The organism is Nitrospirillum guanabarense (assembly GCF_034653355.1).
Lineage (GTDB): Bacteria > Pseudomonadota > Alphaproteobacteria > Azospirillales > Azospirillaceae > Nitrospirillum.
In genome coordinates, this window is the sequence record NZ_JAYEER010000001.1 from 1,507,853 (window position 1) to 1,531,324 (window position 23,472).

23 protein-coding genes are annotated in these 23,472 nt (G+C 68.2%); 12 read left to right on the forward strand and 11 right to left on the reverse strand.

The features are described from left to right. The first annotated feature begins 484 nt into the window (after window positions 1-484). The gene (locus UAA55_RS06315; protein ID WP_322951797.1) at window positions 485-2,320 is read left to right on the forward strand and encodes a phosphoenolpyruvate carboxykinase (GTP); all 1,836 of its coding nucleotides are present in this window, start codon (window positions 485-487) and stop codon (window positions 2,318-2,320) included. Window positions 2,321-2,519: 199 nt separating this feature from the next. Here UAA55_RS06315 and UAA55_RS06320 read toward each other — a convergent pair whose 3' ends face one another. Together UAA55_RS06320 and UAA55_RS06325 are read right to left on the reverse strand one after the other, a co-directional pair. Beyond that, window positions 2,520-2,897, reverse strand: coding sequence for an SRPBCC family protein (locus tag UAA55_RS06320; RefSeq protein WP_088874689.1), 378 nt, complete (start codon window positions 2,895-2,897; stop codon window positions 2,520-2,522). Window positions 2,898-2,993: 96 nt separating this feature from the next. Then, window positions 2,994-4,334 carry an MFS transporter gene (locus UAA55_RS06325; RefSeq protein WP_322951798.1) on the reverse strand — a complete coding sequence of 447 codons (1,341 nt, stop codon included), beginning with the start codon at window positions 4,332-4,334 and terminating at the stop codon, window positions 2,994-2,996. Between the two features lie 194 nt (window positions 4,335-4,528). On the opposite strand from UAA55_RS06325, the gene rraA reads away from it, so the two are divergent. Beyond that, entirely contained in the window at window positions 4,529-5,005 is a 477-nt protein-coding gene (rraA, locus tag UAA55_RS06330) for a ribonuclease E activity regulator RraA (RefSeq protein WP_322951799.1), read from the forward strand. 3 nt (window positions 5,006-5,008) lie between these two features. Here the strand turns inward: rraA and UAA55_RS06335 are convergent, their stop codons facing one another. The 3 genes from UAA55_RS06335 to UAA55_RS06345 all read right to left on the reverse strand — a co-directional run bounded on the left by UAA55_RS06335 (window position 5,009) and on the right by UAA55_RS06345 (window position 7,048). Next, window positions 5,009-5,872: a pirin family protein gene (locus UAA55_RS06335; protein WP_322951800.1), complete on the reverse strand. Its 864-nt coding sequence runs from the start codon at window positions 5,870-5,872 to the stop codon at window positions 5,009-5,011. A gap of 85 nt (window positions 5,873-5,957) precedes the next feature. Continuing rightward, a complete protein-coding gene (locus UAA55_RS06340; protein WP_322951801.1) occupies window positions 5,958-6,278 on the reverse strand; it encodes an AzlD family protein in 321 nt (106 codons plus the stop codon). Further along, window positions 6,275-7,048, reverse strand: coding sequence for an AzlC family ABC transporter permease (locus UAA55_RS06345; RefSeq protein ID WP_322951802.1), 774 nt, complete (start codon window positions 7,046-7,048; stop codon window positions 6,275-6,277). Before UAA55_RS06345 ends, UAA55_RS06340 begins: the two co-directional genes overlap by 4 nt. 197 nt (window positions 7,049-7,245) lie before the next feature. On the opposite strand from UAA55_RS06345, the gene UAA55_RS06350 reads away from it, so the two are divergent. From UAA55_RS06350 to UAA55_RS06360, 3 genes are all read left to right on the forward strand, one after another. Next, window positions 7,246-7,692, forward strand: coding sequence for a MaoC family dehydratase (locus tag UAA55_RS06350; protein WP_322951803.1), 447 nt, complete (start codon window positions 7,246-7,248; stop codon window positions 7,690-7,692). Between the two features lie 222 nt (window positions 7,693-7,914). Then, on the forward strand, window positions 7,915-8,328 hold the full coding sequence (locus UAA55_RS06355; RefSeq protein ID WP_322951804.1) for a hypothetical protein: 414 nt from the start codon (window positions 7,915-7,917) through the stop codon (window positions 8,326-8,328). 308 nt (window positions 8,329-8,636) lie between these two features. Further along, window positions 8,637-9,296 (forward strand): hypothetical protein, encoded by a 660-nt coding sequence (locus tag UAA55_RS06360; protein WP_322951805.1) that lies wholly within the window; start codon window positions 8,637-8,639, stop codon window positions 9,294-9,296. Window positions 9,297-9,357: 61 nt separating this feature from the next. Here the strand turns inward: UAA55_RS06360 and purU are convergent, their stop codons facing one another. Both purU and UAA55_RS06370 read right to left on the reverse strand, forming a co-directional pair. After that, on the reverse strand, window positions 9,358-10,236 hold the full coding sequence (purU, locus tag UAA55_RS06365; RefSeq protein ID WP_322951806.1) for a formyltetrahydrofolate deformylase: 879 nt from the start codon (window positions 10,234-10,236) through the stop codon (window positions 9,358-9,360). Window positions 10,237-10,356: 120 nt separating this feature from the next. Continuing rightward, window positions 10,357-11,187 carry an IclR family transcriptional regulator gene (locus UAA55_RS06370; protein ID WP_322951807.1) on the reverse strand — a complete coding sequence of 277 codons (831 nt, stop codon included), beginning with the start codon at window positions 11,185-11,187 and terminating at the stop codon, window positions 10,357-10,359. Window positions 11,188-11,367: 180 nt separating this feature from the next. Here UAA55_RS06370 and UAA55_RS06375 point away from each other — a divergent pair, with 180 nt between their 5' ends. The 5 genes from UAA55_RS06375 to UAA55_RS06395 all read left to right on the forward strand — a co-directional run bounded on the left by UAA55_RS06375 (window position 11,368) and on the right by UAA55_RS06395 (window position 16,124). Beyond that, window positions 11,368-12,423, forward strand: a complete 1,056-nt coding sequence (locus UAA55_RS06375; protein WP_322951808.1) for an aldo/keto reductase — start codon at window positions 11,368-11,370, stop codon at window positions 12,421-12,423. Beyond that, a complete protein-coding gene (locus UAA55_RS06380; protein ID WP_322951809.1) occupies window positions 12,420-12,752 on the forward strand; it encodes a UxaA family hydrolase in 333 nt (110 codons plus the stop codon). The genes UAA55_RS06375 and UAA55_RS06380 overlap by 4 nt, the downstream gene beginning before the upstream one ends. 1 nt (window position 12,753) lies before the next feature. Then, a complete protein-coding gene (locus UAA55_RS06385) occupies window positions 12,754-13,959 on the forward strand; it encodes a UxaA family hydrolase (RefSeq protein ID WP_322951810.1) in 1,206 nt (401 codons plus the stop codon). Window positions 13,960-13,970: 11 nt separating this feature from the next. Beyond that, window positions 13,971-14,699: an SDR family oxidoreductase gene (locus UAA55_RS06390; RefSeq protein WP_322951811.1), complete on the forward strand. Its 729-nt coding sequence runs from the start codon at window positions 13,971-13,973 to the stop codon at window positions 14,697-14,699. Between the two features lie 93 nt (window positions 14,700-14,792). Then, a complete protein-coding gene (locus UAA55_RS06395) occupies window positions 14,793-16,124 on the forward strand; it encodes a phospholipase D-like domain-containing protein (protein WP_322951812.1) in 1,332 nt (443 codons plus the stop codon). Here the strand turns inward: UAA55_RS06395 and UAA55_RS06400 are convergent. Both UAA55_RS06400 and fucP read right to left on the reverse strand, forming a co-directional pair. Next, window positions 16,121-16,930, reverse strand: a complete 810-nt coding sequence (locus tag UAA55_RS06400; protein WP_322951813.1) for an amidohydrolase family protein — start codon at window positions 16,928-16,930, stop codon at window positions 16,121-16,123. The genes UAA55_RS06395 and UAA55_RS06400 overlap by 4 nt on opposite strands. Window positions 16,931-16,940: 10 nt before the next feature. Further along, window positions 16,941-18,284 carry an L-fucose:H+ symporter permease gene (gene fucP, locus UAA55_RS06405; RefSeq protein WP_322951814.1) on the reverse strand — a complete coding sequence of 448 codons (1,344 nt, stop codon included), beginning with the start codon at window positions 18,282-18,284 and terminating at the stop codon, window positions 16,941-16,943. Between the two features lie 241 nt (window positions 18,285-18,525). On the opposite strand from fucP, the gene folD reads away from it, so the two are divergent. After that, on the forward strand, window positions 18,526-19,434 hold the full coding sequence (gene folD, locus UAA55_RS06410) for a bifunctional methylenetetrahydrofolate dehydrogenase/methenyltetrahydrofolate cyclohydrolase FolD (protein ID WP_322951815.1): 909 nt from the start codon (window positions 18,526-18,528) through the stop codon (window positions 19,432-19,434). 66 nt (window positions 19,435-19,500) lie between these two features. Continuing rightward, a complete protein-coding gene (locus UAA55_RS06415; protein WP_322951816.1) occupies window positions 19,501-19,743 on the forward strand; it encodes a hypothetical protein in 243 nt (80 codons plus the stop codon). Here the strand turns inward: UAA55_RS06415 and UAA55_RS06420 are convergent. Together UAA55_RS06420 and UAA55_RS06425 are read right to left on the reverse strand one after the other, a co-directional pair. After that, complete coding sequence (locus UAA55_RS06420; protein WP_322951817.1) at window positions 19,740-21,950, reverse strand: tetratricopeptide repeat protein; 2,211 nt, start codon at window positions 21,948-21,950, stop codon at window positions 19,740-19,742. The two genes, UAA55_RS06415 and UAA55_RS06420, sit on opposite strands and share 4 nt — an antisense overlap. Further along, window positions 21,950-23,437 (reverse strand): tetratricopeptide repeat protein, encoded by a 1,488-nt coding sequence (locus UAA55_RS06425; protein ID WP_322951818.1) that lies wholly within the window; start codon window positions 23,435-23,437, stop codon window positions 21,950-21,952. Before UAA55_RS06425 ends, UAA55_RS06420 begins: the two co-directional genes overlap by 1 nt. Window positions 23,438-23,472 lie beyond the last annotated feature (35 nt).

A 23,472-nucleotide genomic window follows, 5' to 3' on the forward strand; every position in this document is an offset into this window, starting at 1 on the left:
CAGCCAAGCCACTGGACATCCGGTGGCGGGGCGGTAGAAGATGGATGAGGCACGCGCCCGGCGACAGGGGCGGCCCTTTTTCAAAGGGTGGAGTTGGCGGTAAAGACCGGCCCACCCGTACTCAACTTCGGGGAGTAGCGCACAATGACCTTCACCCACGGAATCCGTCGACGATCCCGTCCGCGGGGCTATTGCCCTGCCGCATCCGGCCTGTCCGGTGCCAGGGAGGCGCGCGCCTGTAGTTGACCTATCAACGGTCGACCGTCGCGTTCTTCACGCCCCATACCCATTGCGACCGTCTGCGCCTGACAGAAGCGGCGCGGCATCGTTTGTCATCGGCTGCGCCCTTGCCGGCCTTTATGAAACGATTCCGCGTACTTGGCGCTTTCTCTCGATGGCCGGCGCATCCCCTCGGGCCCGACGGGCCGGGACGGCGCCGGGTCACCCGCCAGCGGTTTCGCGGATCGAAAGGTAGAATATTTCCATGAGCAGCACTGTCACGACGTCCCTCACCGGCGCCCCCACCACCAACCAGGCCTTGCTGAGCTGGGTTGAGGAGGTCGCCGCCCATTGCCGGCCGGCCGCCATCCATTGGTGCGACGGCAGCCAGGAGGAATACGACCGGCTGTGCGAGGAGATGGTGGCCCAGGGCACCTTCATCCGCCTGAACCCGGCCAAGCGGCCCAATTCCTTCCTCTGCCGGTCCGACGCCGGCGACGTGGCGCGGGTCGAGGACCGCACCTTCATCTGCAGCCCCACCGCCGAGGAAGCCGGCCCCACCAACAATTGGGCTGATCCGGATGAAATGCGCCAGACGCTGCATGGCCTGTTCAAGGGCAGCATGCGCGGCCGCACCCTGTACGTCGTGCCCTTCAGCATGGGTCCCCTGGGTTCCCCCATCTCCCACATCGGCGTCCAGCTGTCCGACAGCCCCTATGTCGCCGTGAACATGCGCATCATGACCCGCATGGGCGAGGCGGTGCTGCGCCAGCTGGGCGACGGGGACTTCGTGAAGTGCCTGCACTCCGTCGGCGCGCCGCTGACCCCGGGCAAGAAGGACGTGGCCTGGCCCTGCAACGCCCAGCACAAGTACATCGTCCATTTTCCCGAGACGCATGAGATCATCAGCTACGGTTCCGGCTACGGCGGCAACGCGTTGCTGGGCAAGAAGTGCTTCGCCCTGCGCATCGCCTCCGTCCTGGGCCGGGAAGAGGGTTGGCTGGCCGAGCATATGCTGATCCTGGGCGTGGAAAGCCCGGAGGGTGAGAAAACCTACGTCGCCGCCGCTTTCCCCTCGGCCTGCGGCAAGACCAACTTCGCCATGATGGTGCCGCCGGCCGTCTTCGACGGCTGGAAGGTGCGCACCATCGGCGACGACATCGCCTGGATCAAGCCGACGGCGGACGGCACCCTGCGCGCCATCAATCCCGAGGCCGGCTTCTTTGGCGTGGCGCCGGGCACCAGCCTGAAGTCCAATCCCAACGCGCTGCTGACCCTGCACGCCAACGTGATCTTCACCAATTGCGCCCTGACCGATGACGGCGACGTGTGGTGGGAAGGCCTGACCGACACGCCGCCGGCCCACCTGATCGACTGGGAAGGCAAGGACTGGACGCCCGCCAGCGGCCGCAAGGCGGCGCACCCCAACGCCCGTTTCACCGCCCCGGCCAGCCAGTGCCCCAGCATCGATCCGGCTTGGGAGGACCCGGCCGGCGTGCCCATCAGCGCCTTCATCTTCGGCGGTCGCCTGTCGCGCACCTTCCCCCTGGTGTTCGAGACCCGTGGCTGGAACGAGGGCGTGTACTGGGCGGCGACCTTGGGCTCGGAGGCGACCGCCGCCGCCGTGGGCCAGGCCGCCATCCGCCGCGATCCCTTCGCCATGCTGCCCTTCTGCGGCTACAACATGGCCGAGTACTGGCGCCACTGGCTGGACATGGCCGGCAAGCTGGAGAACCTGCCGCGCATCTACCGTGTCAATTGGTTCCGCAAGAACCAGGACGGCAGGTTCGCCTGGCCGGGCTTTGGTGACAACATGCGGGTCCTGAAATGGATCGTGGACCGCGTGCGCGGCCGGGCCGTGGAGACGGAAGAGAACCTGTTCGGTCTCACGCCGCGTTATGAAGACCTGATTTGGCATGGTCTGGACTTCGGCCGCGACCAGTTCGACGCCGTCATGGCGGTGGACCCGGTGGAGGCCGAGACGGAACTGCGCGACCAGTCCGAGCTGTTCGGCCGCTTTGGCGGCGACACCCCGCAAGAGCTGATCGACCAGCAGGACGCGCTGCTGGACCGCTTGGCCCAGAACCGCGAAGCGGCCTGACGCCTTTGACAGCGACATGAGGCACAGCCTCATGTCGCTCTAGGACGCGACTGCGTCCGCCGGATGCCGAGCACCGCTCAGTTAGTGTATAGGGGGCGCAGCGAGGACAGGCCAAGCCGCCGGACGGCGACGCCCGGCGTTTGAGGGAGCACTAAAAACCCCGGATGGCTCGCCATCCGGGGTTTTGTATATCAAGGGCTCAATAGCCCTTGGCCCAATAGACGAAGGCGACCGTGTTCCAGCTGGCGGGGCCGTTGGGGCGGCCGCCGGCATCCTGGCCGCCGATGACGAAGCCGGTCAGGCTGGGATCGTCGAAGGGAATCTTCACGACGGTGGAGGGGGCGAAGCCGCCGCCCGGATCATAGGACATGGTGATGCTGACCTGCCGGCCGTTGCCGGGCGGGATCACCACCTGGCCCACCAGCTTGTTGTTCTGGGCGCCCGTGCCGTTCCAGGTGATGGGCGCCTGGCCCGTGACCTCGATCACGATGCGCTGGGCCCAATAGGCGGAATTGGTGAAGCCGTTGATCTTGATGGTGGTGCCGTCCGGCACGGGGAAGGTGGCGGTGTTGTACATGCTCTTCTCCAGGGCTGGCGCGACAACCTACGCGCGCATAAATTTAGCACCCCCTCATACATCTTTTTGCGGGAGCTTCCCACAAAAATAGATTTCTCAGGTTGTGGCGCTTCCGCCTATCCCCGAAAGGGTGAGCCCGGGCGTGGAGGATGGACCCGCCGGCGGAGTCATGGCCGCGAGGCTGGCGGCATAACGGCGGGTCGCCACCAACGCCAGCACGATGCAGGCGCCCAGCATGACCGGCAGGGTTAGCAGCAGGGACAGGTCCAGCCGGCTTTCGTCGCGCAGCACCTTGTCCGTCACCAGGGCCACGACCGACGGCCCCGCGCCCAGGCCCAGCAGGGTGGCGATCAGCGCCGCCACGGCATGCTGGAAACCGCGCAGGCGGTTGGGCGTGATCTCCTGCAGGGCTGGTGGGCTGGAGCCGATGGCCAGGGTCATGCAGCCGATCAGCGGCCCCAGCCACGCCAGGGCGCTGTCGCCCTCCGGCGCGCGTAGGGCCGGGTACAACAGCAGGCAAGCGGCGGTGGCGCCCGTGATCATCACCGCCAGGCGCCCTAGGGGCCAGTCCCGGCGACGCAGGAAATCCCCCAGGATACCGGCCAGCAGGGCGCCCCCGGCGCCGAACACCATCAGACGCCAGCCCATGCCCTGGCCGATATCCAGCGGCTTCATGTGGTGGATGCGGGCCAGCAGATGCGGCAGCCAGGCGCCCAGGCTGTATAGCGCCATGGCGGCGAAGGTGCCGGCCAGATTGACCAGCAGGGCGTTGCCCCCATGGGCACGGTAATAGGCCCGCACCTCGGCCCAATTGGGCGCGGTGTGCGCCCCGGCGCCCGTCCTCTGCGGTTCCCGCACAGTGGCGACCCACAGCGCCATCAGCAGGCCCATGGGACCCAGCAGCAGGAACACCACCTGCCAGCCGCGCAGGCCGCCCAGCAGGGGGAGGACGATGTCCGGCGGCAGGTGGTGCAGCACCAGCCCGCCCAGGATAAGGGCCAGGCCGGCACCCACATAGGGGCCCATGTTGTACAGGCCGATGGCCAGGCCCAGCCGCCGGCCCCGGAACAGGTCGCCGATCAGGGAATAGGCCGACGGGACCATGGCCGCCTCGCCGAAACCCACGCCCACCCGTGCCAGGAACAGCAGCGGGAAGGAGCGCGCCAGGCCACAGGCGGCGGTGAACACGCTCCAGGCCGCGATGCCGGCGGCCAGCACCGCCGTGCGGCGGCGGCGGTCGACCAGGCGCCCGATGGGCAGGCCGCCGACGGCCAGGAACAGGGCGAAGGACAGGCCTTGCAGCAGGCTGATCTGCAGATCGCTGAGGCCCAGGTCGGCCTTCATCGGCACGGCCAGGAGGGTAAGGATCTGGCGGTCGATGAAGGCCAACACGTAGGCCAGAATCAGCACCACCAAGACATAGACGGAGTAAGCCACGAAACGCCCCCACATTTCCTGGTCCGACGCCATCCCCAGACCCAAAATCCGGCGCCAGGACTTCATGCCGGAGTATACACATCCTTGTAGTCACTTAAGAGTGTGGTCGCGGTTCCATTCTCGCCGCTGCCACGCCACATCGAAAAGCGCTAGGATGGCGGCGGGAGAACCTTGGCAGGGAAGGGAAAAGCGGCATGACCCATCGCACCGCCGACCTGGTCGACGCCTATGAGGACAGCCTGCAGAGCTGTGAGATCCAGTTCCGCTCCTTCGGGGCGCGGGCCTCCTTCCACGGCCCCATCCGCACCGTGCGCTGCCATGAGGACAACGCCCTGCTGAAGCACACGCTGTCTGAAGCGGGCGAGGGCGCGGTGCTGGTGGTGGATGGCCATGGGTCATTGCGCACCGCCCTGGTGGGCGACGTCATCGCCGGCCTGGCGTTCAAGCACGGCTGGGCCGGCCTGGTGCTATGGGGGGCGGTGCGCGACAGCGTGGCCCTGGCCCATATCGACTTGGGCATCAAGGCGCTGGGCACCAATCCGAAGAAAAGCACCAAGACCGGCGCCGGCCAGGTGGACGTGCCCCTGTCCTTCGGTGGCGCCCAGTTCTCGCCCGGCGCCTGGCTCTATGCCGATGAGGACGGCATCGTCGTCAGTGCCGTGAGGCTGTGACGCTCACCCCGGCAGCGGAATGAATTCCTTGTCGTCCAGGTCCGGCAGCTTCATGCGGCCGGCCCGCCAGTCGGCCTTGGCCTGTTCGATCCGCTCCTTGCGGGAGGAGACGAAGTTCCAGTCGATGTGGCGGTCGCCCAGCGGCTCCCCGCCCAGCAGCATGACCACGGCGGGGGTGATGGCGGTGAACAGCACCGGCTGGCCGGGGGTGAACACCAGCATGTGGCCGGCCTCCACCGTCCGTCCTTCCACCTCGACCGAGCCGACGGCGACGTAGGCCGCGCGTTCCGGATACTCCGCCGGCAGCTGCGCCTTGGTGCCGGGCTGCAGCACCCAGTGCACGTAGAACAGGGGGGAGTGGGTCTTGACCTTGGCCTTGGCGCCGAAGGCCTCGCCCGCCACCAGCCGGGCCCACAGGCCGCCATGCTCATAGGTGGGCAGGTCATCCGCACCGTAGTGGTGGAACGACGGATCGGTCTCCTCATCCGCCTCCGGCAGGGCCACCCAGGCCTGGATGCCGTGCAGGGCGCCGCCCTCGGCCCGCGCCTTCTCAAACCGTTCGGAATGGGTGATGCCGCTGCCGGCGGTCATCCAGTTGACCTCGCCCGGGCGGATGGCCTGTTCGGAGCCCACACTGTCGCGGTGCATGATCTCACCATCGAACAGGTAGGTGACGGTGGACAGGCCGATGTGCGGGTGCGGGCGCACGTCCCGCTCCAGCGGGATGCCCTTGGGGAAGTCCACCGGGCCCATGTGGTCGAAGAAGACGAAGGGGCCGACATGGCGGCGCTGGGCCACGGGCAGGATGCGCCCGACCTCGAACCCGCCCAAGTCGCGCCGCCGCTGGTCGATGACGAGTTCGATCATGATGCTTTTCCCCCCATAGGCCTTGGCCGGGAAGGATGCCAACGACGCGGTTGGGGTTCAACCGTTTAGCGACGGCCGCCCCACTTCATAGCACATGGCGCAACAGGGCGGTGACGGCCACGCCGACGATGACGGTGGGCAGCATGGGGAAGCGGCAGGCCATGGCCAAGGTCACCGCCAGGCCCAGCAGGTCCGCCGGATTGGTGGTGGTGAAGGCCGGCGCGATGACGGAGATCAGCACGGCGCCCGGCACCGCCTCCAGCACCGCGGTGGCGCGGGAACTGAGAGCACGGTTGCGCAGCACCAGGTATCCCGTGACGCGGGTGGCGTAGGTCACCGCCATCATGGCCAGGATGGCGAGCAGCGACGGGACGTCCAAGGCGAAATAGCGGGCGAGGTCGCTCACGGCGCGGCCTCCCGGGTTTCGGTGCCGGCAACGAAATAGGCGACGGCCAGGCCGGCCAGCGTGCCGGCCGGCACGTACCAGGCGCCAGGCACCGCCAGATGGGTGACAGCGGCCACGCCCAGGCTGACCGGCCAGGGCAGGGCGCGGCGCCAGCCCCTCCACATGCCGCGGATCAGCACCAGGAAGACGGCGGTGAAGGCCATGTCGAAGCCATAGGCGTGCGGGTTGCCCAGCACCGGTCCCACCACGGCGCCCAGCACCGTGACCGCCACCCAGGCAATGTAGAGGGAAACGGCGAGGCCGGCATAGTAAGGCAGGCTGATGCCCGGCCGGCCGGTGACGGCCATGCGGCGGCGGGCATCGTCCATGCCCAGCGCCCAGGTCTCATCGGCCATGACGAACAGCACCAGCGCCGCCTGCCAGGGGCGCAGGCGCCGCAGATGCGGGGCGAATGACGCCCCCATCAGCAGGTGGCGGCAGTTGACCAGCAGGGTCATGCCGGCGATCAGCGCGATCTGCGGCGGGCTGCGCCACAGCTCGATGGCCACGAACTCCGACCCGCCGGCGAAGTTCAGGCCGCACATCAGCGCCACCTCCAGCGGGCTCAGGCCCTTCATCGCGGCCTGGGAGCCCAGCACCAGGGCGAAGGGCGCCACACCCAGCAGAATGGGCGCCATGGCGGCCAGGCCGCGGCGGAATTCCGCCCACACCGACCGACCGGGCTCCCGCTCGTCCGGGGCGACATCGTCGGGCAAGGCGGTGGCGGTCATGGATGGTCCGTTGGTCAGGGCTGGCCAAAGGGCGGGGCCACAAGGGATGAGGATGCGCATGGTAGGCGAACGGTGCGCGTGGGGAATTGCATAGTCCGTGCCCTTGCCCCGCCAATTTGGCATCCTGCCACCGCGCGCCGTGCCCCCGTGTCGCGGGGGCCGCTTTGGGGCCGCCAATGGCAAGGAGGAAACAAGGAATGCTGACCGTCGACCTGGCCGAACTGCCCACCCTGGTGGGGAGGGATCTGGGCTACTCCGACTGGATGGTGGTGGATCAGGACCGCATCAATGGTTTCGCCGACGCCACCGGCGACCATCAGTGGATCCATGTCGACGTACCGCGCGCCACGGCGGCGCTGGGCGGCACCATCGCCCACGGCTTCCTCACCCTGTCGTTGCTGGCCGCCTTCAGCTACCAGACGCTGGAGGTGCGTAACGCCGGTAAGGGCTTGAACTATGGCTTCAACAAGATCCGCTTCCTGGCGCCGGTACCGGCCGGGTCACGGGTGCGCAGCCACCAGACGTTGGACGCGGTTGAGGAAAAAGGCGGCGGCTGGTTGTTGACCCGCACCGTCACCATTGAAATAGAGGGCCAAGAGAAGCCTGCGCTCATGGCCGAATGGCTGACCGCTGTCTATCCCTGATGGCTAAGTGATCAATTCTTCCTTCACGCAAAGAGGAGAATATATCCACCCATAGGCCAGCCTATCCACTTTAAAATACCCAGAGACCGCGAAGGGGTTAAGCAGCTTGAACCCGTATTACTGCCCAATTCCAGCCATATTGCGACGTTGAACTCTGATCGGTAGCAGGCAGGCGCAACGTTTCATGTGATGCCCGCCGTACACGAATGCGGAGGAACAATCATGAATACCCGTCTTCTTCTGAGCAGCGTGGCTTTCGTCAGCCTTCTGGCCGGCGCGGCCTGCGCCCAGTCCGAAACCACCACCTCGCGCACCACGACCACGACAGCGGTTCCGGCGGCCCAGTCGCGCACCACCACCACGGAAACCACCACGCAGCAGCCCCCGGCCCCCGACGCGGCCATGCCCGGCACCACCCAGTCGACGGAAACCTATAGTTCCCAGTCCGGCTCGGACGATGACCGCACCGCCCAGTCGAGGACCACGACCACGACATATCCGGACGGCAGCAAGTCCACCCGCAGCAAGACCAAGGTGGAAACCCCGGATGGCAGCACGGTGGAACACCAGTCGACCCAGACGGATGGCAACGGTAATTCCACCAGCACCACGACCACCACCAGCACGCCGCGATAAACGCGTCTGCGGTGAAAGGGGCGGGACGTCTCCGGGACGCCCGCCCTTTCTTATGACCAAACGCCGAGCCCGGAAGGCGGATCTACAAGGGGAATTGTCGCGAAATCGTAAGTTATCGATTGTTATCAAGGCCTTTTAAAACCGGTTTCTATTTTTAAAATCTGCGATGATGTCCGCCATTAAGCTTAGCCAATTGAATCCCTTACTTCGCCAAATTGCCGCCGTCATTGGATAATGAACTGGAATTCGTAGCAAGGGCAGGCGCCCGCACCTGGAACGCCTGCCATCCTGCGATACGGAGGAACACCATGAATACCCGTCTTCTCCTGAGCGGCGTGGCTGTCGCCGCCCTGCTGGCCGGTGCCGCCAACGCGCAGTTGATCGGGGGCCATGCCACCGGCGCCGTGACCGGCGGCGTGAGCGGCACGCTGAACACCGCCACCGGCGCCAACCTGGGCGCCCGGCAGGGGGCCGCCGCCGGCTTGAACGCCCAAGCGGCCACCCATGCCACCACAGGAGCCGCCACCACCGCCGGCCGGGTGACGGATAGCGCGGCCGTGACGGCGCAGAACGGAGCCAACGCCGCGACCGATGCCGCCAAGGCGAACGCCAACGCCGCCGGGAACACCGCCGCCAGTGCCGCGGCCACCACCCAGGATGTCGAGAACGGCACCACCGCCGGTGCCATGGGCGTGACCAACGGCACCGCCGCCGGTGTGACCCAGACCACCGGCAGCACCAGCACCACGGCTACGGGCGCCGCCAAGGCCCCGACCGCCCTGAATGGTGGTGCCGGCGTGTCGACCGGCGCCTCCAGTGGGGCCGGTGTATCGGCCGGTAAGTCCGGCGCGTCCGCCAACGATCATGCCAGGGTCCAAACTCAGGACAGCGTGTCCGCCGGCGGCGCCTCGGCCAAGGTGGATGGCTCGGCCAGCGCCACGGGCAGCTCCAGCGTGACGCCGCGCTGACTTGTAGGGCGCCTGAAGTCGAAGGGCGGGACGGCTGGATGGCTGTTCCGCCCTTTTTCGTTCAGCTGAAAACGATGGTCTTCTGCCCGGTCACCAGGATGCGGCGCTCGATGTGCCAGCGCACGGCGCGGGCCAGCACGGCGCATTCGATGTCGCGCCCGATGTCCACCAGATCCTCCGGTGTCCGGGTATGGTCCACCCGCTCGATGCCCTGTTCGATGATGGGGCCTTCGTCCAGGTCGGTCGTCACGTAATGGGCAGTGGCGCCGATCAGCTTCACCCCGCGCGCGTGGGCCTGGTGATAGGGCTTGGCGCCCTTGAAGCTGGGCAGGAAGGAGTGGTGGATGTTGATGCAGCGTCCGGACAACTGGCCACACAGGTCGGCCGACAGGATTTGCATATAGCGGGCCAGCACCACCAAGTCGGCGCCGGCCTGGTTCACCACGTCCATGAAGGCCACCTCCTGCGCCGTCTTATCCCCCTTCACCGACAGGTGGTGGTAAGGGATGCCGCTCCATTCCACGAAGGACCGCATGTCGTCATGGTTGGAGATGACGGCCGGGATGTCGATGGGCAGGGAGCCTGAACGGGCGCGGTGCAGCAGGTCGTAGAGGCAGTGGCCGAACTTGGACACGGCGATCACCACCTTGGGCTTCACCGTCATGTCCACCAGTTGCCAGTCCATGCGGAAGCGGCGGGCGATCAACTGAAAGCCCTGGCGCAGGCTATCCAGGTCGGGGAAGCCGGGGCCGTCCGGCCGGAAGGCCGTGCGCATGGAAAAGCTGTTGGTCAGCTGGTCGTTGAAATGGTTGGATTCGGTGATCGAGGCGTCGTTGTCGGCCAGATAGCTGGAGACGGCGGCCACCACGCCCTTCACGTCGGGGCAGGTCAGGACCAGGACGTAGGGGCTGTGGGGGGCGGGGGTCTGCTGCGACGTCACGACGAACGATTCCTTAAGGCATGCGGCTGTTATTTGGAAGGAAGTTGCTCGGGTCTAGCATAAACCAGGGCCGCGTCACAGCCCTGGGCGCATGCATGCCGGCCATCCCGGCGCACGGGATTAAACCCGTTCCGGCAGATCCTGCGCGATCTGCCTGGCGGTGGCCTGCACCAGGCCTATGGTCTCCGCCAAAGGACGGACCAACGGCGTGTGCTGCATGAAGGGCACGGTCAGGGCCGCCACCGCCGCCCCCGCGCCGCCGATGACGGGGGCGGACAGGTCCATGACGCCCAGGGCGTAATCGCTGGCGGCCTGGGCATAACCTTGGGCGCGCACCGCCTCGGCGCGGGCGGCGAAGGGGGCCACCCGGTCCGGCCCCACCGCGCGCTCCAGCATGGCGCGCCACAGGGCCTGGGTATGGGCGGGCTGGAAGGCGTACAGCACCATGCCGGACGTGGCCTCCACCAGGCTGCGGTGATAGCCCGGACGGACAGAGAAGCCCAGGTGACCCGGATTCTCGATGCGCGCCACCACCACCATCTGATCGTCCGAGGCCACCGCCAGGTGGCAGGATTGACCGATGGCCAGGGTCAACTCGCGCATCAGGGGCAGCGCCGCCTCCAGCAGGGTGCGCACCGGCGCCCGGGCCATGCCCAGGGTGAACAGCTTGTTGGTCAGTTCATAGCCGTCGGCCGTGGTCGCCGGCGCTATATAGCCCCGGAACTCCAGCACCTGGATCATACGGAACAGCTCACTGACCGAGCGTCCCAACCGGGCGGAGATCTGCGACGGCGTCATGGGCGCGCCATGGCTGGCCATCAGTTCCAGGATGTCCAGGCCCTTTTCCAGGGCGGGCGCCCGGTACTTGCGCACGGCTTCGGCCGCGCCGTCGCCGGTCAGTTCGTCAGTGGCGTCGAGGTCGTGCAAGGTGTCGTCGGGGGTGGCGGTCATGGGGTATCCGGCCTGGGCCTTGGGGGCTGGGTTGGGCTCTCCCGGCTATGCCACCAGCCCGCCCGCCGGGCAAGGGACGGCGTGCGGCACTTGACTTCGGGAGTGCGTATGGCGATTTTATATGCGGAAGGCGATTTCGTATATGAATGAAAGGTCGCCCCGCCCGGGAAGGCCCCCCAAATGGATGCATCCTCCTCCTTCACCCCGACGTGTCCGCCCCTGCCTCCGCTGGGTTTCGGGGCGGCGGCCATCGGCAACCTGTACCAGCCGGTGGCGGAGGGGGCGGCGCGCGCCGCCGTGGCCGCGGCGGTGGGCGCCGGCATCCGCTATCTGGACACGGCACCCCACTATGGCTTCGGTCTCAGTGAAAGCCGCTTGGGGACGGTGCTGGCGGAACTGGACCCGGATGAAAAGCTGTTGGTCTCCACCAAGGTGGGTCGGGTGCTGATGCCCGTGGCGGCTGGCATGGAAGCCGGGGCGGGGCAGGTGAGGCATGGCTTCGCCGACGCCGCCCCATATGAACCGGTGTTTGACTACGGCTATGACGGCGTCATGCGCTCCTACAGCGAAAGCCGGCAACGGTTGGGGCGGGAGCGCATCGACCTGCTGCTGGCCCACGACCTGGGCGCCGTCACCCATGGCGATGGGCACACCGTCCATTTCCGCCGGTTCCTGGACGGCGGCTACCGCGCCATGCGGGAGCTGCGCGACCAGGGGGCGGTGGGCGCCATCGGCCTGGGCGTGAACGAGTGGCAGGTGTGTTTGGAGGCCATGGATCACGCCGACTTCGACGTCGTGCTGCTGGCCGGCCGCTACACCCTGCTGGAGCAGACGGCGCTGGACGCCTTCTTCCCCGCCTGCGTCGCGCGCGGTGTGAGGGTCGTCATCGGCGGACCCTACAATTCCGGCATCCTGGCGAACGGCACCCAGGGCACCGCGCCGCTGTACTATAATTATGAGCCGGCACCGGCCGCCATGATCGACCGCGTGCGCCGGCTGGAGGCCGTCTGCGACCGCTTTGGCGTGCCCCTGGCGGCGGCCGCGCTGCAGTTCCCGCTGGCCCACCCGGTGGTGGCCAGCGTCATCCCAGGCATGGCGGATGCAGCACAGGTGGCCCAGACGCGGGCTCTGATGGATACCGTCATCCCGTCCGAGCTGTGGCAGGCCCTGAGCGCCGACGGCCTGCTGCACGAACAAGCCCCTGTCCCCACCCCGAACCCCGTGAAAGCCGCATGAGCACGCCCATCTCCCCCCTTATCCTGCTGCATCCGGATGACAACGTGCTGGTGGTCCGCGCCGCCATTCGCGCGGGCGACGCCCTGGACATCGATGGCATCCCAGTCACCGCCGCCCAGGACGTGACCGTGGGCCACAAGCTGGCCCGCCGCGCCCTGGCGGCGGGGGACAAGGTGCTGAAATACGGCGCGCCCATCGGGTCCATGACCAGGGCCGTCGCCCCGGGCGACCATGTCCACATGCACAACATGAAGAGCGATTACATCGCTAGCCATACCCGCCAAGTCGTTGGGGGACAGATGGTCGGCGGCAGCGAAGGGGGCCACTGATATGGCTGAGATGCGCGGTTTTCTGAGGAGCGACGGGCGCAAGGGCATCCGCAACGTGGTGGTCGTGGCCTATCTGGTGGAATGCGCGCACCATGTGGCCCGCCGCATCGTCACGCTCAGCGACGACATGGACGTGCACCTGATCGGCTTCCCCGGCTGCTATCCCAACAGCTATGCCTTCCAGATCATGACCAAGCTGTGCACCCATCCCAACGTGGGTGGCGTGCTGCTGCTGTCGCTGGGGTGCGAGAGCTTCAACCGCGAGGCCTTGCGCCAAGTGGTGGCGGCCAGCGGCCGGCCGGTGGAAACCCTTGTCATCCAGCAGGCCGGCGGCACCAAGGCCACCATCGAGGCCGGGCGCGCCGCCGTGGCCCGCCTGAAGGTCCTCGCCGACCAGACGCCGGTGGTGCCCATGGCGCGGCATGAGCTGGTGGTGGGCACCATCTGCGGCGGGTCCGATGGTACCAGCGGCATCACCGCCAACCCGGCGGTGGGCCGCTGCTTCGACTGGCTGGTCGAGGCCGGCGCCACCTGCATTTTCGAGGAGACGGGCGAGCTGGTGGGCTGTGAGCGCATCATGTCCGACCGCGCCGTCACGCCCGAGCTGGGGGCCGAGATCGAAGCCTGCGTGCAGAAGGCGGAGCGCTACTACACCATCATGGGCTTCGGCAGCTTCGCCCCCGGCAATGCCGAGGGCGGCCTGACCACCCAGGAAGAGAAGTCCATGGGCGCCTATTCCAAGTCCGGCTCCTCCCCCATTAGCGGCCTGATCAAGCCGGGTGACATCCCCCCCTCGGGCGGCCTCTACCTCATGGACGTGGTGCCGGATGGGGAGCCGCGCTTCGGCTTCCCCAACATTTCCGACAACGCGGAGATCGTGGAGCTGATCGCGTCGGGCAGCCACCTCATCCTGTTCACCACCGGCCGCGGCTCCGTCGTCGGTTCCGCCATCTCCCCCGTCATCAAGGTCTGCGCCAACCCGGAGACCTACACCCGCCTGTCGGAGGACATGGACGTGAACGCCGGCCGCATCCTGGAAGGCAAGGCCACCCTGGATGAGGTGGGGGCCGAGATCCTGGGCCTGGTCGAGGCGGCTGCGGCGGGCGACCGCACCGTGTCCGAGGCCCTGGGCCACCAGGAATTCATCCTGACCTATAAATCGTTCGAGCCGGTGGGCCCCGCCTGCCTGCCCACGCGGGCCGCGTAAGGAGATCACTAATGGGACGTCTAGAGGGTAAGATCGCGCTGGTGACGGCGGCGGCGCAAGGCATCGGCCGGGCGGCGGCGGAGCTGTTCGCGCGCGAGGGGGCGACCGTGCACGCCACCGACATCAACACCGACAAGCTGGCCGAGGTGGCGGGCTGCCGTCCCCACCGGCTGGACGTGCGCAGCGACGCGGAGGTGGCCGCCATCGCGGCGGAGATCGGGCCCATCGACGTGCTGTTCAACTGCGCCGGCTTCGTCCATGCCGGCACCATCCTGGAATGCGATGCCGCCGCTTGGGACTTTTCCTGGGATCTGAACGTCAGCGCCATGTATCGCACCATCCGCGCCTTCCTGCCCGGGATGCTGGACGCGGGCAAGGGCAGCATCGTCAACATGTCGTCGGTCGCCAGTTCCATCAAGGGCGTGCCCAACCGCTTCGCCTACGGCACCACCAAGGCCGCCGTCATCGGCCTGACCAAGGCGGTGGCAGCCGACTTCGTGGGCCGGGGTGTGCGCTGCAACGCCATCTGCCCGGGCACGGTGCGGACGCCGTCGCTGGATGAGCGCCTGGCCGCCACCGGCGACTATGCCGCGGCGCAAGCCGCCTTCGTCGCCCGCCAGCCCATGGGCCGCCTGGGCCGGCCGGAGGAGATCGCCGAGCTGGCGCTGTACCTGGCCAGCGACGCCTCGTCCTTCACCACCGGCGCCATCCATGTCATCGACGGTGGCTGGACGGCCTAAGCCCCTGTCACCACCCGCATAAGCCGGAAATCGGTCCCGTTCCGCCGCTGGTCGCAATGGCCGGCCAGCGGTAGCGGTGGCACGATCCGGCCCATGTGGCCCCGCCTGAGCTTCGCCAGAACCGCCTTCGCCGCCCTTGCCCTGGTTGGCAGCCTCGCCGGCTGCGCCACGCTGCCCTCGGCCGATCCCGACATCGCCCGGGCGCTGGCCACGGCGGATGCGACCAGCCGGCTGGATCTGCTGCGCCGGCAGGGGGAGATCATCGGCGGCGCGCCCTTCGTCGGCGGCAACAGCGTCACCCTGTTGCGCAGCGGCACCGAGACCTATGCCGCCATGGATGCCGCCATCGACGGCGCCCGCACCCGCATCGACATGGAAAGCTATGAGTTCGATGGGGTGGAAGGCTCCCGCTTCGCGGAGAAGCTGGTGGCCAAGCGGGCGCAAGGGGTGGAGGTTAACCTGATCTATGACGCCTGGGGCTCGCAGGACACGCCCAAGGAGGTGTTCGACCGCCTGCGCCAGGGCGGCGTGAACCTGCTGGTCTTCAACCCGGTCGACCCCGCCACGTTGCTGACCCTGGACGTCAACCGCCGCGACCATCGCAAGCTGCTGATCGTGGACGACGCCGTCGCCATCGTAGGCGGCGTGAACATCAGCGAGGTGTACGACCGCCGCCATCACGCCGGCGCGGGTGCTGAGAACCAGGATCCGGAACAGCGCCCCTGGCGCGATACCGACGTGCGCATCGCCGGCCCGGTGGTGGCGGAGTTCCAGCGCCTGTACGCGGATACTTGGGACCAGCAGCGCCAGGCCCAGGGGCCGGACGCCACCCCGCCCTTGAACGCGCCGCCGCCAGGCCCACGCACCCGGCCGGGCGACATCGTCCTGCAGGCCTTGAGCGGCGCGCCGACGGAGGGCCGGCCGCTGATCTACCGCAGCCTATTGGTGGCCATCACCCTGGCCCGCAAGTCCATCCACCTGACCACGGGCTATTTTGTGCCGACGCCGGATCTGGCCCGGGCATTGAGACAGGCGGCGGGGCGGGGCGTGGATGTCACCGTGCTGGTGCCGGGGCCCAGCGACAGCCCCCTGTCGGTCATGGCGGGGCGCGGCTATTACAGCGACCTACTGGCCGCCGGCGTGCATATTTACGAGTATGCGGACGCCATCCTGCATGCCAAGACCGCCGTCATCGACGGCGACTGGTCCACCGTCGGCTCCTCCAACCTCGATTGGCGCAGCGTCGCCTTCAACAACGAGATCAACGCCGTGGTCTTGGGCGCCGGATTCGGGCAGGAGATGGAGGCCATGTTCCAGCATGACCTGACCCACGCCCGGGCCATAGAGCCCGAGGCCTGGCGCCATCGCGGCCTGGACGAGCGCCTGGGCGAATGGGGCGCCCGGCTGGTGGAGGAGGTGCTTTAAAGACGATAGAAGCGCCGCGCCGTGCCGTCGAACACCGCCGGATGGGCCCCGGCCGGCACCAGATCGCGCGCCATGGCCAGCCAGCCGGCGTAATCGCCCGCCAGGTTCAGCACCGGCCAGTCGCTGCCCCACATCAGGCGGTCGGGGCCGAAGGCGTCCAGCACGATGTCCACGTAGGGTTTCAGGGCGTCGGCCGTCGTCCGGTCGCCAGCCTCGGTCAGCAGGCCGGACAGCTTGGCGTGAACCTGGGGCAGGGCGGCCAAGTCATACATGCCGGCAGCCCAGTCGTCGATCTCGCCCCTTGCGATAGGGGGCTTGGCGCCGTGGTCGATCACCATGGGCAAATCCGGATGACGCCGGGCGAAGCCCAACAGCGCCGGCAGGTGGGGCGGCAGGACCAGGGCGTCGAAGGTCAGGCCATGCGCCGCCATGGCCCTCGCGGCGGTGTCGACGGCCGGATCGGCGATCCAGTCCACGGGCAGGGACTGCAGCATGGGACGCAAGCCACGCATCTTGGGGCGGGCGGCCAGGGTGGCGATGCGCCCCACCGCGTCCGGGGCCTTCAGGTCGGCCCAGCCGACCACGCCCAGGATGAAGGGCTGGCGCGCCGCCTCCTCCAGCAGGAAGTCGGTGTCCTCATCGCGGGGCTGGGACTGCACCAGCACGCTGCCGGTGACGCCCACGGGGGCGGCCAGGGCCGCCAGCTCCGCCACCTCATGGTCGCGGTGGATCACGGCCAGGTCGGGGGTGGGCCAGCTATGGCCGTGCCGGCCCAGGCGCCAGATATGCTGGTGCGCGTCGATCATGACCGGAACCTCAGTGCGTGGCCATGACCTTCAGACGTTCCTCACGGTCGCCCGCCGGCGCGGCACGGCCCGCCAGGCTGAAGGCGCCGACGACGGCGAAGCACAGGCCCGGCACCACCATGGCCACGGCGATGCTGGCCATGTCCGACACCCGGCCCATGACCACGGGGATGGCGGCGCCGCCGATGATGGCCATGACCTGCCAGGACGATCCCAGCTTGGTCAGGGGCCCCAGGCCGCGCAGCGACAGGGCGAAGATGGTGGGGAACATGATGGACATGAAGAAGCTGGTGGCGATCATGGCGCCCAGGCCCAGCCAGCCGCCGCCAAACGCCCCGACCAGGCACAGCGCCACGTTGATGGCGGCGAACAGCCCCATCAGCCGTTCGGCCGGGACGCGGCCCATCAGGGCGGTACCGGCGAAGCGGCCGGCCATGAAGGCCACCAGGGAAAGGGTGAGGTAGGCGGCGGCCGTCTTCTCCCCGGTGCCGGGCAGGGCGTGCTGGGAATAGCGGATCAGGAAGCTCCACACCCCCACCTGGGCGCCGACGTAGAAGAACTGCGCCACCACGCCGAACAGGAAATGGCGGTGGCGAGCCAGGCGCCGGAAGCCGCCCTCGGCGGGCGCGGCATCGCCGGTCCCTTCCTCCGGCCCGTCGGTCAGGGCCGGGAAGCGCACCGCGAACACCGCCACGGCCCACAGCAGAACCAGCAGGCCAAGGGTCAGGTAGGAGGACTGGGCCGCCATGGCCTCGGTATCGCGGAACCGGGCCAGCGCCTCGGGCGACAGGGCCGCCAACTGCTCCGGCGTGTATTCCACGCCCGACAGGATGAATTGCCGACCGACCAGCACGCCGGTGATGGAACCCAGGGGATTGAAGGCCTGGGCCAGGTTCAGCCGCCGCTCGGCCCCCGCCGGGTCGCCCAGCACGGTCATGAGCGGGTTGGCGGAGGTCTCCAGGAAGGCGAGGCCGCTGGCTATGACGAACAGCGCGCCCAGGAAGGCGCTGTAGGCGCGCAGCTCCGCGGCGGGATAGAACAGCAGCGCGCCGATGCCATAGAGTGCCAGGCCGAAAACGATGGCGGCCTTGTAGCCGTAGCGCCGGGCGAACAGGGCCGCGGGCATGGCGCAGAAGAAATAGCCCAGGTAAAAGGCGGACTGCACCAGGCCTGACTGCCAGTCCTTCAGGTCGAAGGCCTTGCGGAACTGGGCGATCAGCACGTCATTCAGATTATTGGCCACGCCCCACAGGAAAAACAGGCTGACGATCAGGGTGATAGGGATCGCCCATTTCGAACGTGGTCCCGATTGCGAGACTTGGTGCTGATGCGGATGCGCGCGGCCGTCCGACATGTCCCCTCCCAGGGTATTTTTTATAGCCGGCATGCGGGCCGGCTGGCGATCAGCACATCAAATATGAATTCACACGTCAAATATAAAAATTCCCCCCGGTCCTCTTGTCACAGCGACGCGCGGAGCTACGGCATCGCATGGCAGGGTCCGTGAGGCTTTTAAGCCCAAGGGATTGGCGGCGCAGTGCGCTGCGGCTAATGTCCCGCGCAATTCTCAGGTTTCGCTGGCGGAGGAACAGGTCATGGCGCACATCATCGACGGTAAGGCATTCGCTGCGGCCTTGCGCGAACGCATCGGCGCCAAGGTCGCCGACCTCATCACCCGTCACGGGCTGAAGCCCGGCCTGGCCGTAGTGCTGGTGGGCGAGGATCCGGCCAGCCAGGTCTATGTCCGCAACAAGGGCGAACAGACCCACGCCGCTGGCATGCACTCCGTCACCCACCGGCTGGAGGCCAGCACCACGCAGGAAGATCTGCTGGCCCTGGTGCACAGCCTGAACACCGATCCCGCCATCCACGGCATCCTGGTGCAGTTGCCCCTGCCGGCCCATATCGACAGCAACGCCGTGCTGGCCGCCATCGACCCCAACAAGGATGTGGACGGCTTCCATGTGGTCAACGCCGGGCGCCTGGCCGTGGGCCTGCCCGGCATGGTGCCCTGCACGCCGCTGGGCTGCCTGATGCTGCTGAAGGACCATCTGGGCAGCCTGAAGGGCAAGCACGCCGTGGTGGTGGGCCGATCCAACATCGTGGGCAAGCCCATGGCCCAGCTGCTGCTGCAGGCCGACTGCACCGTCACCATCGCCCACAGCCGCACCGCCGATCTGCCCGCCCTGTGCCGCACCGCCGATATCCTGGTGGCCGCCGTCGGCCGGCCGGAAATGGTGAAGGGTGATTGGGTGAAGCCCGGCGCCGTGGTCATCGACGTCGGCATCAACCGCGTGCCCGCCCGCGATCCCGAGGCGGCGGCCGCCGGCAAGACCCGCCTGGTGGGCGACGTCGCCTATGACGAGGCGGCCGCCGTTGCCGGCGCCATCACTCCCGTGCCGGGCGGCGTGGGGCCCATGACCATCGCCGTGCTGCTGCTGAACACCCTCACGGCCGCCTGCCGCAGCCGTGGGCTGGAGGCGGAGCTGGTGGAGTTCGCATAAAAACGCCTTGCCATTCCAAGCCCCTGGCCGGACCTTGCAACGCGGGGTTTAGCCAGGGGCTTTTTCATGCGCAAAGGGTGGTTCGGGCCGCAGTCAAGCGCGTACTTCACCGACAGCCGCTTCTCCACCGGGCCCACGGGATGGAAAGGCGGGTTGCTGACCCTGGCTTTCCTCGCCAGCGAAGGCGGCATTTACCTGCTGCTGCGCGCCACCCAGGCCGAATGGCCCTTGGCCATTGGCGGCCTGCTCCTTATCGCCTTCGTCACCGCCGTCATCGTCCTGCAGGACGATCGTCCGGACGCCGCCTAGGTACTCACCCGTTCCTCCAACGCCTCCCGTACCCGCACCACCACGCCGTTCCAGTCCCCCGGCGCCGCCTGGTTGAACAGGCGCAGCGTGGGGTACCACGGGCTGTCGTTCCGGCCCCGGAACCATCGCCAGCAGCTGTCGTGGCGGTTCATCACCCACACCGGCTTGCCCAGCGCACCGGCGAGATGGACGACCGAGGTGTCGACGCTGATCACCAGGTCCAGGTTGGCGATCAGGGCGGCGGTGTCGGCGAAGTCCGTCACCTCGGCCATATGATCAATCATGGGGAAGGCAGCCGGTGGTGCGCTGTGCTTCTGCAGGCTGTAGAGGCGCACGCCGGGTACGGTGCTCAGCGGCATCAGCAACTCCGGCGCCACGGAGCGGCGGCGGTCCACGGCCGCCAGTTCCGGCCGGTCGCGCCGGGGGTTGCCGGCCCAGACCAGGCCGACGCGCAAGCCCGCGCCGTCGCCCGCCAGGCGATCGCGCCAGACGGCCACGTCCCCCGCGTCGGCGGCCAGGTAGGGCACCTCCGCCGGGATGGTTTCCACCGTGGTGCCGAAGGCCAGCGGCAGGCTCATCATTGGACACTGCAGGTCGAAGGGCGGCAGGGGCTCCCCCTCCACCAGGATGTGGGTCACGCCGGGCAGGGGGCGCAGCAGGCGGGCGACTTGCGGCTGGACGGCCAGGGTGATGCGCAGGCCCCGTGCCGCCACCAGGGGCAGGTAGCGGCTGAACTGCAGGGTGTCGCCCAGGCCCTGTTCGGCATGGATCAGGATGGTCTTGTCGGCGGCGTCCTCACCCCGCCACTGCGGCTGGGGGAATTGGCGGGCGTAAGGTGTCATCTGGCGGGTGCGCCAGCGCCACTCATATTCCCGCCAGCCCTCCGCGTACTGGCCCGCAGCCAACAGCGACATGCCCAGGTTGTTGTGACAGGCGCCGTAGTCGGGTTTCAGCGCGATGGCGCGGCGGAAGCAGGCGACGGCCTTGTCCAGCTCACCTTTCGCCTGAAAGACGGCGCCCAAGTTATTGTGGGCCTCCGGATAATCCGGATTCAGGGCCAAAGCCGCCTGGATGCTGGCCTGCGCCAAGTCCATCCGCCCTTCGGCATGCAGGGCCATGCCCAGATTGTTGTGCGGTTCGGCATAGTCCGGCTGCGCGTCGATGGCGAGATCAAAGGCCCGGGCCGCCTCTTCCCCCTTGCCTTGCGCCAGAAGGGCGAGGCCCAAGTTGTTGTAAGTCTTCGGATTGTCCGGCAATAGCGCGATGGCGCGCGAGAAGCAGGACTCCGCCTCGGCGTAGCGGCCGTGGACATAAAGGATGAGGCCCATGTTGTTGTGGGCGTCGGCGAAATCCGGCTTCAGCGACAGCGCCCGCTGGTAGCACAGCAGCGCTTCCGGCGCCTGTCCCAGGGCCTGCAGGGTGGTGCCCAGGCTGCTGTGCGGCACGGGATCGTCGGGGCGCAGTGTCGCCGCCCGGCGCAGGTGCGGCAGGGCGTCGTCGTGCCTGTCCAGATCTTGCAAGGCGAGGCCCAGGTTGAAGCAGGCCTCGGCATGGTCAGGCGCGCGGTCCACCGCCTGCTCCAGCCAGGGCAGGGCCTCCTCCTGGCGGCCGGTCAGGCGCAGCACCAGGCCCAAATTATAGAGGGCGTTGACGTAAGCGGGCTTGGCCGCCAGCGCCCGGCGGAACCCGGCCTCCGCCTCCGCCCAGCGCATCCGCAGGCGATGGACGACGCCCCGGTTGTTGTGCGCCTCGGCATAGCCCGGCCGCAGGTCCACCGCCCGGTCCAGGACGGCCAGGGCCTCCTCCAACTTGCCTTGGGCTTTCAAGGCGTTGCCCAGGTTGTTGTATCCTTCGGCGAAATCCGGGTTCAGCGCGACGGCGCGTTGGAAGCAGTCGGCGGCGGCATCGATGTCGCCCGCCGCCTCCCGCACCGTGCCCAGGTTGTTCAGCGCCTCTGGGAAGGCTGGCTTCAGGGCCAGGGCCTGGGTGATCAGGGCCACGGCCTCATCCAGGCGCTTCTGCTGAAAGGCGATGACGCCCAGAAGGTGCAGGCTTTCCGGGTGCCGGGGCATCAGCGACAAGGCCTTGCGATACAGCACCGCCGCCGCCTCCAGCCGGCCGGCCTTGTGCTGCGCCAGGGCCGCGGCGAAGGCCTTCCGACCCGGCGGGATGGGCGTTTTGGCGGTGGGGACGAGGTAGGCGGTCATCAGCGATTTCCAGAAGGGAAGGTTGCGGCCAGGGCCGCGCGTACGGATTGAACGACGCCGTGCCAGTCCCCCAGGCGCGTTTGCCGGAACTGGCGCAGGTTGCCGGGATACCAAGGGCTGTCTTCCCGGTCGCGCAGCCAGCGCCAGCAGCTGTCGAAACGGTTCAGCAGCCAGACGCTGACGCCCATGGCCGCCGCCAAATGGGCCACGGCGGTGTCGACGCTGATCACCAGATCGAGGTTGCTGATCAGGGCGGCGGTATCGGCGAAATCAACCACGCTGTCGATCAGGCCGCCCAGGCTGGCCGGCACGTCCATCTCCGCCGCGTCCTTCTGCAGGCTGATGAAGCGGACGCTGTCCTCATCCAGCAGGGGCAGCAGGGCCGGTAGCCCCATGGAACGACGGCGGTCGGCCACGGCCACGTCGGGCGTGCCGGCACGCGCGGCACCCGCCCAGGCCACGCCCACCCGGGGCCGGTTGTCACCCGGCGCCTCGGCCACCAGGCGACGGTGCCAGGCCTCGGCCTCCGCCGGGTCGGCCGCCAGATAGGGAATGGGCGCCGGGATGGTGGAAAGGCTGGTACCGAAGGCCAGCGGCAGGCTCATCATGGGGCAATGCAGGTCGAAGGGCGGCAGGGCCTGGCCATGGGCCACCACCTGCTCCACCCCCGGCAGCCGGCGCATCAGCCGCACCAGGGGCAGCGGCACCTCCACCACCACGCGCAGCCCGCGCTCGACCACCAGGGGGATGTAGCGGCAGAACTGCAGGCTGTCGCCGTAGCCCTGTTCGCCGTGGATAAGCACGATGCGCCCGGACATGTCCTCGCCGCGCCATTGCGGGCAGGTGAAGGGGCGGCGGGCGCCAGCCAACTGCGCGTCCTGCCAGCGCCACTCGAACTCCCGCCAGCCTTCCTCATACTGGCCGGCCGCCAGCAGGGTCATGCCCAGGTTCTTGTGCGCGGCGGCATAGTCGGGGCGCAGGGCCACGGCCCGGCGGTAGAGGGCGACGGCCTGGTCCAGCCGGCCTTGCATCTGCAGGACCACGCCGCTGTTGTTCAGCGCCTCCGGATAATCCGGCCGCAGGGCCAGCGCCCAGTCGAAGAAGGCCAGCGCGTCGTCCAGACGGTTCTCCACCTGCAGCAGGTGGCCCATGTTGTTGTGGGCCTGGGGATCGTCCGGGTCGCTGGCCAGCGCGTCCTCGAAACAGCTCATGGCCTGGGCCATGTCGCCGGCATCGTGGTGGGCGATGCCCAGGGCGTTGTGCAGCCGCGCGTCGAAGGGGTTGAGCACCAGGGCCTGGCGGTATTGCGCCACCGCCTCGTCCCGCCGGCCGTCCGCCTGCAGCAGGACGCCCAGGTTGAAGCGCGCGTCGATGGACGTGGGGCTGTCCGCCACCACGCCTTCCAGCCGCCAGATGGCCCGCCGGATGGCCTCGGCGCTGGGCATGCCCTCCGCAGGCACGACGCTCGTGCCGGATGCCCGTTCCATGATGCCGATACCCCCGCAGCCCCGGCGCCGGTCCA

Excerpts from the sequence above, each read along its gene's own strand:
- folD (WP_322951815.1), top strand. The coding sequence starts at position 18,526 with ATGGCGCACATCATCGACGGTAAGGCATTCGCTGCGGCCTTGCGCGAA.
- fucP (WP_322951814.1), bottom strand. The coding sequence starts at position 18,284 with ATGTCGGACGGCCGCGCGCATCCGCATCAGCACCAAGTCTCGCAATCG.
- UAA55_RS06385 (WP_322951810.1), top strand. The coding sequence starts at position 12,754 with ATGGCTGAGATGCGCGGTTTTCTGAGGAGCGACGGGCGCAAGGGCATC.
- UAA55_RS06395 (WP_322951812.1), top strand. The coding sequence starts at position 14,793 with ATGTGGCCCCGCCTGAGCTTCGCCAGAACCGCCTTCGCCGCCCTTGCC.
- UAA55_RS06320 (WP_088874689.1), bottom strand. The coding sequence starts at position 2,897 with ATGTACAACACCGCCACCTTCCCCGTGCCGGACGGCACCACCATCAAG.
- UAA55_RS06390 (WP_322951811.1), top strand. The coding sequence starts at position 13,971 with ATGGGACGTCTAGAGGGTAAGATCGCGCTGGTGACGGCGGCGGCGCAA.
- rraA (WP_322951799.1), top strand. The coding sequence starts at position 4,529 with ATGACCCATCGCACCGCCGACCTGGTCGACGCCTATGAGGACAGCCTG.
- UAA55_RS06350 (WP_322951803.1), top strand. The coding sequence starts at position 7,246 with ATGCTGACCGTCGACCTGGCCGAACTGCCCACCCTGGTGGGGAGGGAT.
- UAA55_RS06425 (WP_322951818.1), bottom strand. The coding sequence starts at position 23,437 with ATGGAACGGGCATCCGGCACGAGCGTCGTGCCTGCGGAGGGCATGCCC.
- UAA55_RS06400 (WP_322951813.1), bottom strand. The coding sequence starts at position 16,930 with ATGATCGACGCGCACCAGCATATCTGGCGCCTGGGCCGGCACGGCCAT.
- UAA55_RS06375 (WP_322951808.1), top strand. The coding sequence starts at position 11,368 with ATGGATGCATCCTCCTCCTTCACCCCGACGTGTCCGCCCCTGCCTCCG.
- UAA55_RS06360 (WP_322951805.1), top strand. The coding sequence starts at position 8,637 with ATGAATACCCGTCTTCTCCTGAGCGGCGTGGCTGTCGCCGCCCTGCTG.
- UAA55_RS06415 (WP_322951816.1), top strand. The coding sequence starts at position 19,501 with ATGCGCAAAGGGTGGTTCGGGCCGCAGTCAAGCGCGTACTTCACCGAC.
- UAA55_RS06380 (WP_322951809.1), top strand. The coding sequence starts at position 12,420 with ATGAGCACGCCCATCTCCCCCCTTATCCTGCTGCATCCGGATGACAAC.
- UAA55_RS06355 (WP_322951804.1), top strand. The coding sequence starts at position 7,915 with ATGAATACCCGTCTTCTTCTGAGCAGCGTGGCTTTCGTCAGCCTTCTG.
- UAA55_RS06370 (WP_322951807.1), bottom strand. The coding sequence starts at position 11,187 with ATGACCGCCACCCCCGACGACACCTTGCACGACCTCGACGCCACTGAC.
- UAA55_RS06345 (WP_322951802.1), bottom strand. The coding sequence starts at position 7,048 with ATGACCGCCACCGCCTTGCCCGACGATGTCGCCCCGGACGAGCGGGAG.
- UAA55_RS06335 (WP_322951800.1), bottom strand. The coding sequence starts at position 5,872 with ATGATCGAACTCGTCATCGACCAGCGGCGGCGCGACTTGGGCGGGTTC.
- UAA55_RS06420 (WP_322951817.1), bottom strand. The coding sequence starts at position 21,950 with ATGACCGCCTACCTCGTCCCCACCGCCAAAACGCCCATCCCGCCGGGT.
- UAA55_RS06315 (WP_322951797.1), top strand. The coding sequence starts at position 485 with ATGAGCAGCACTGTCACGACGTCCCTCACCGGCGCCCCCACCACCAAC.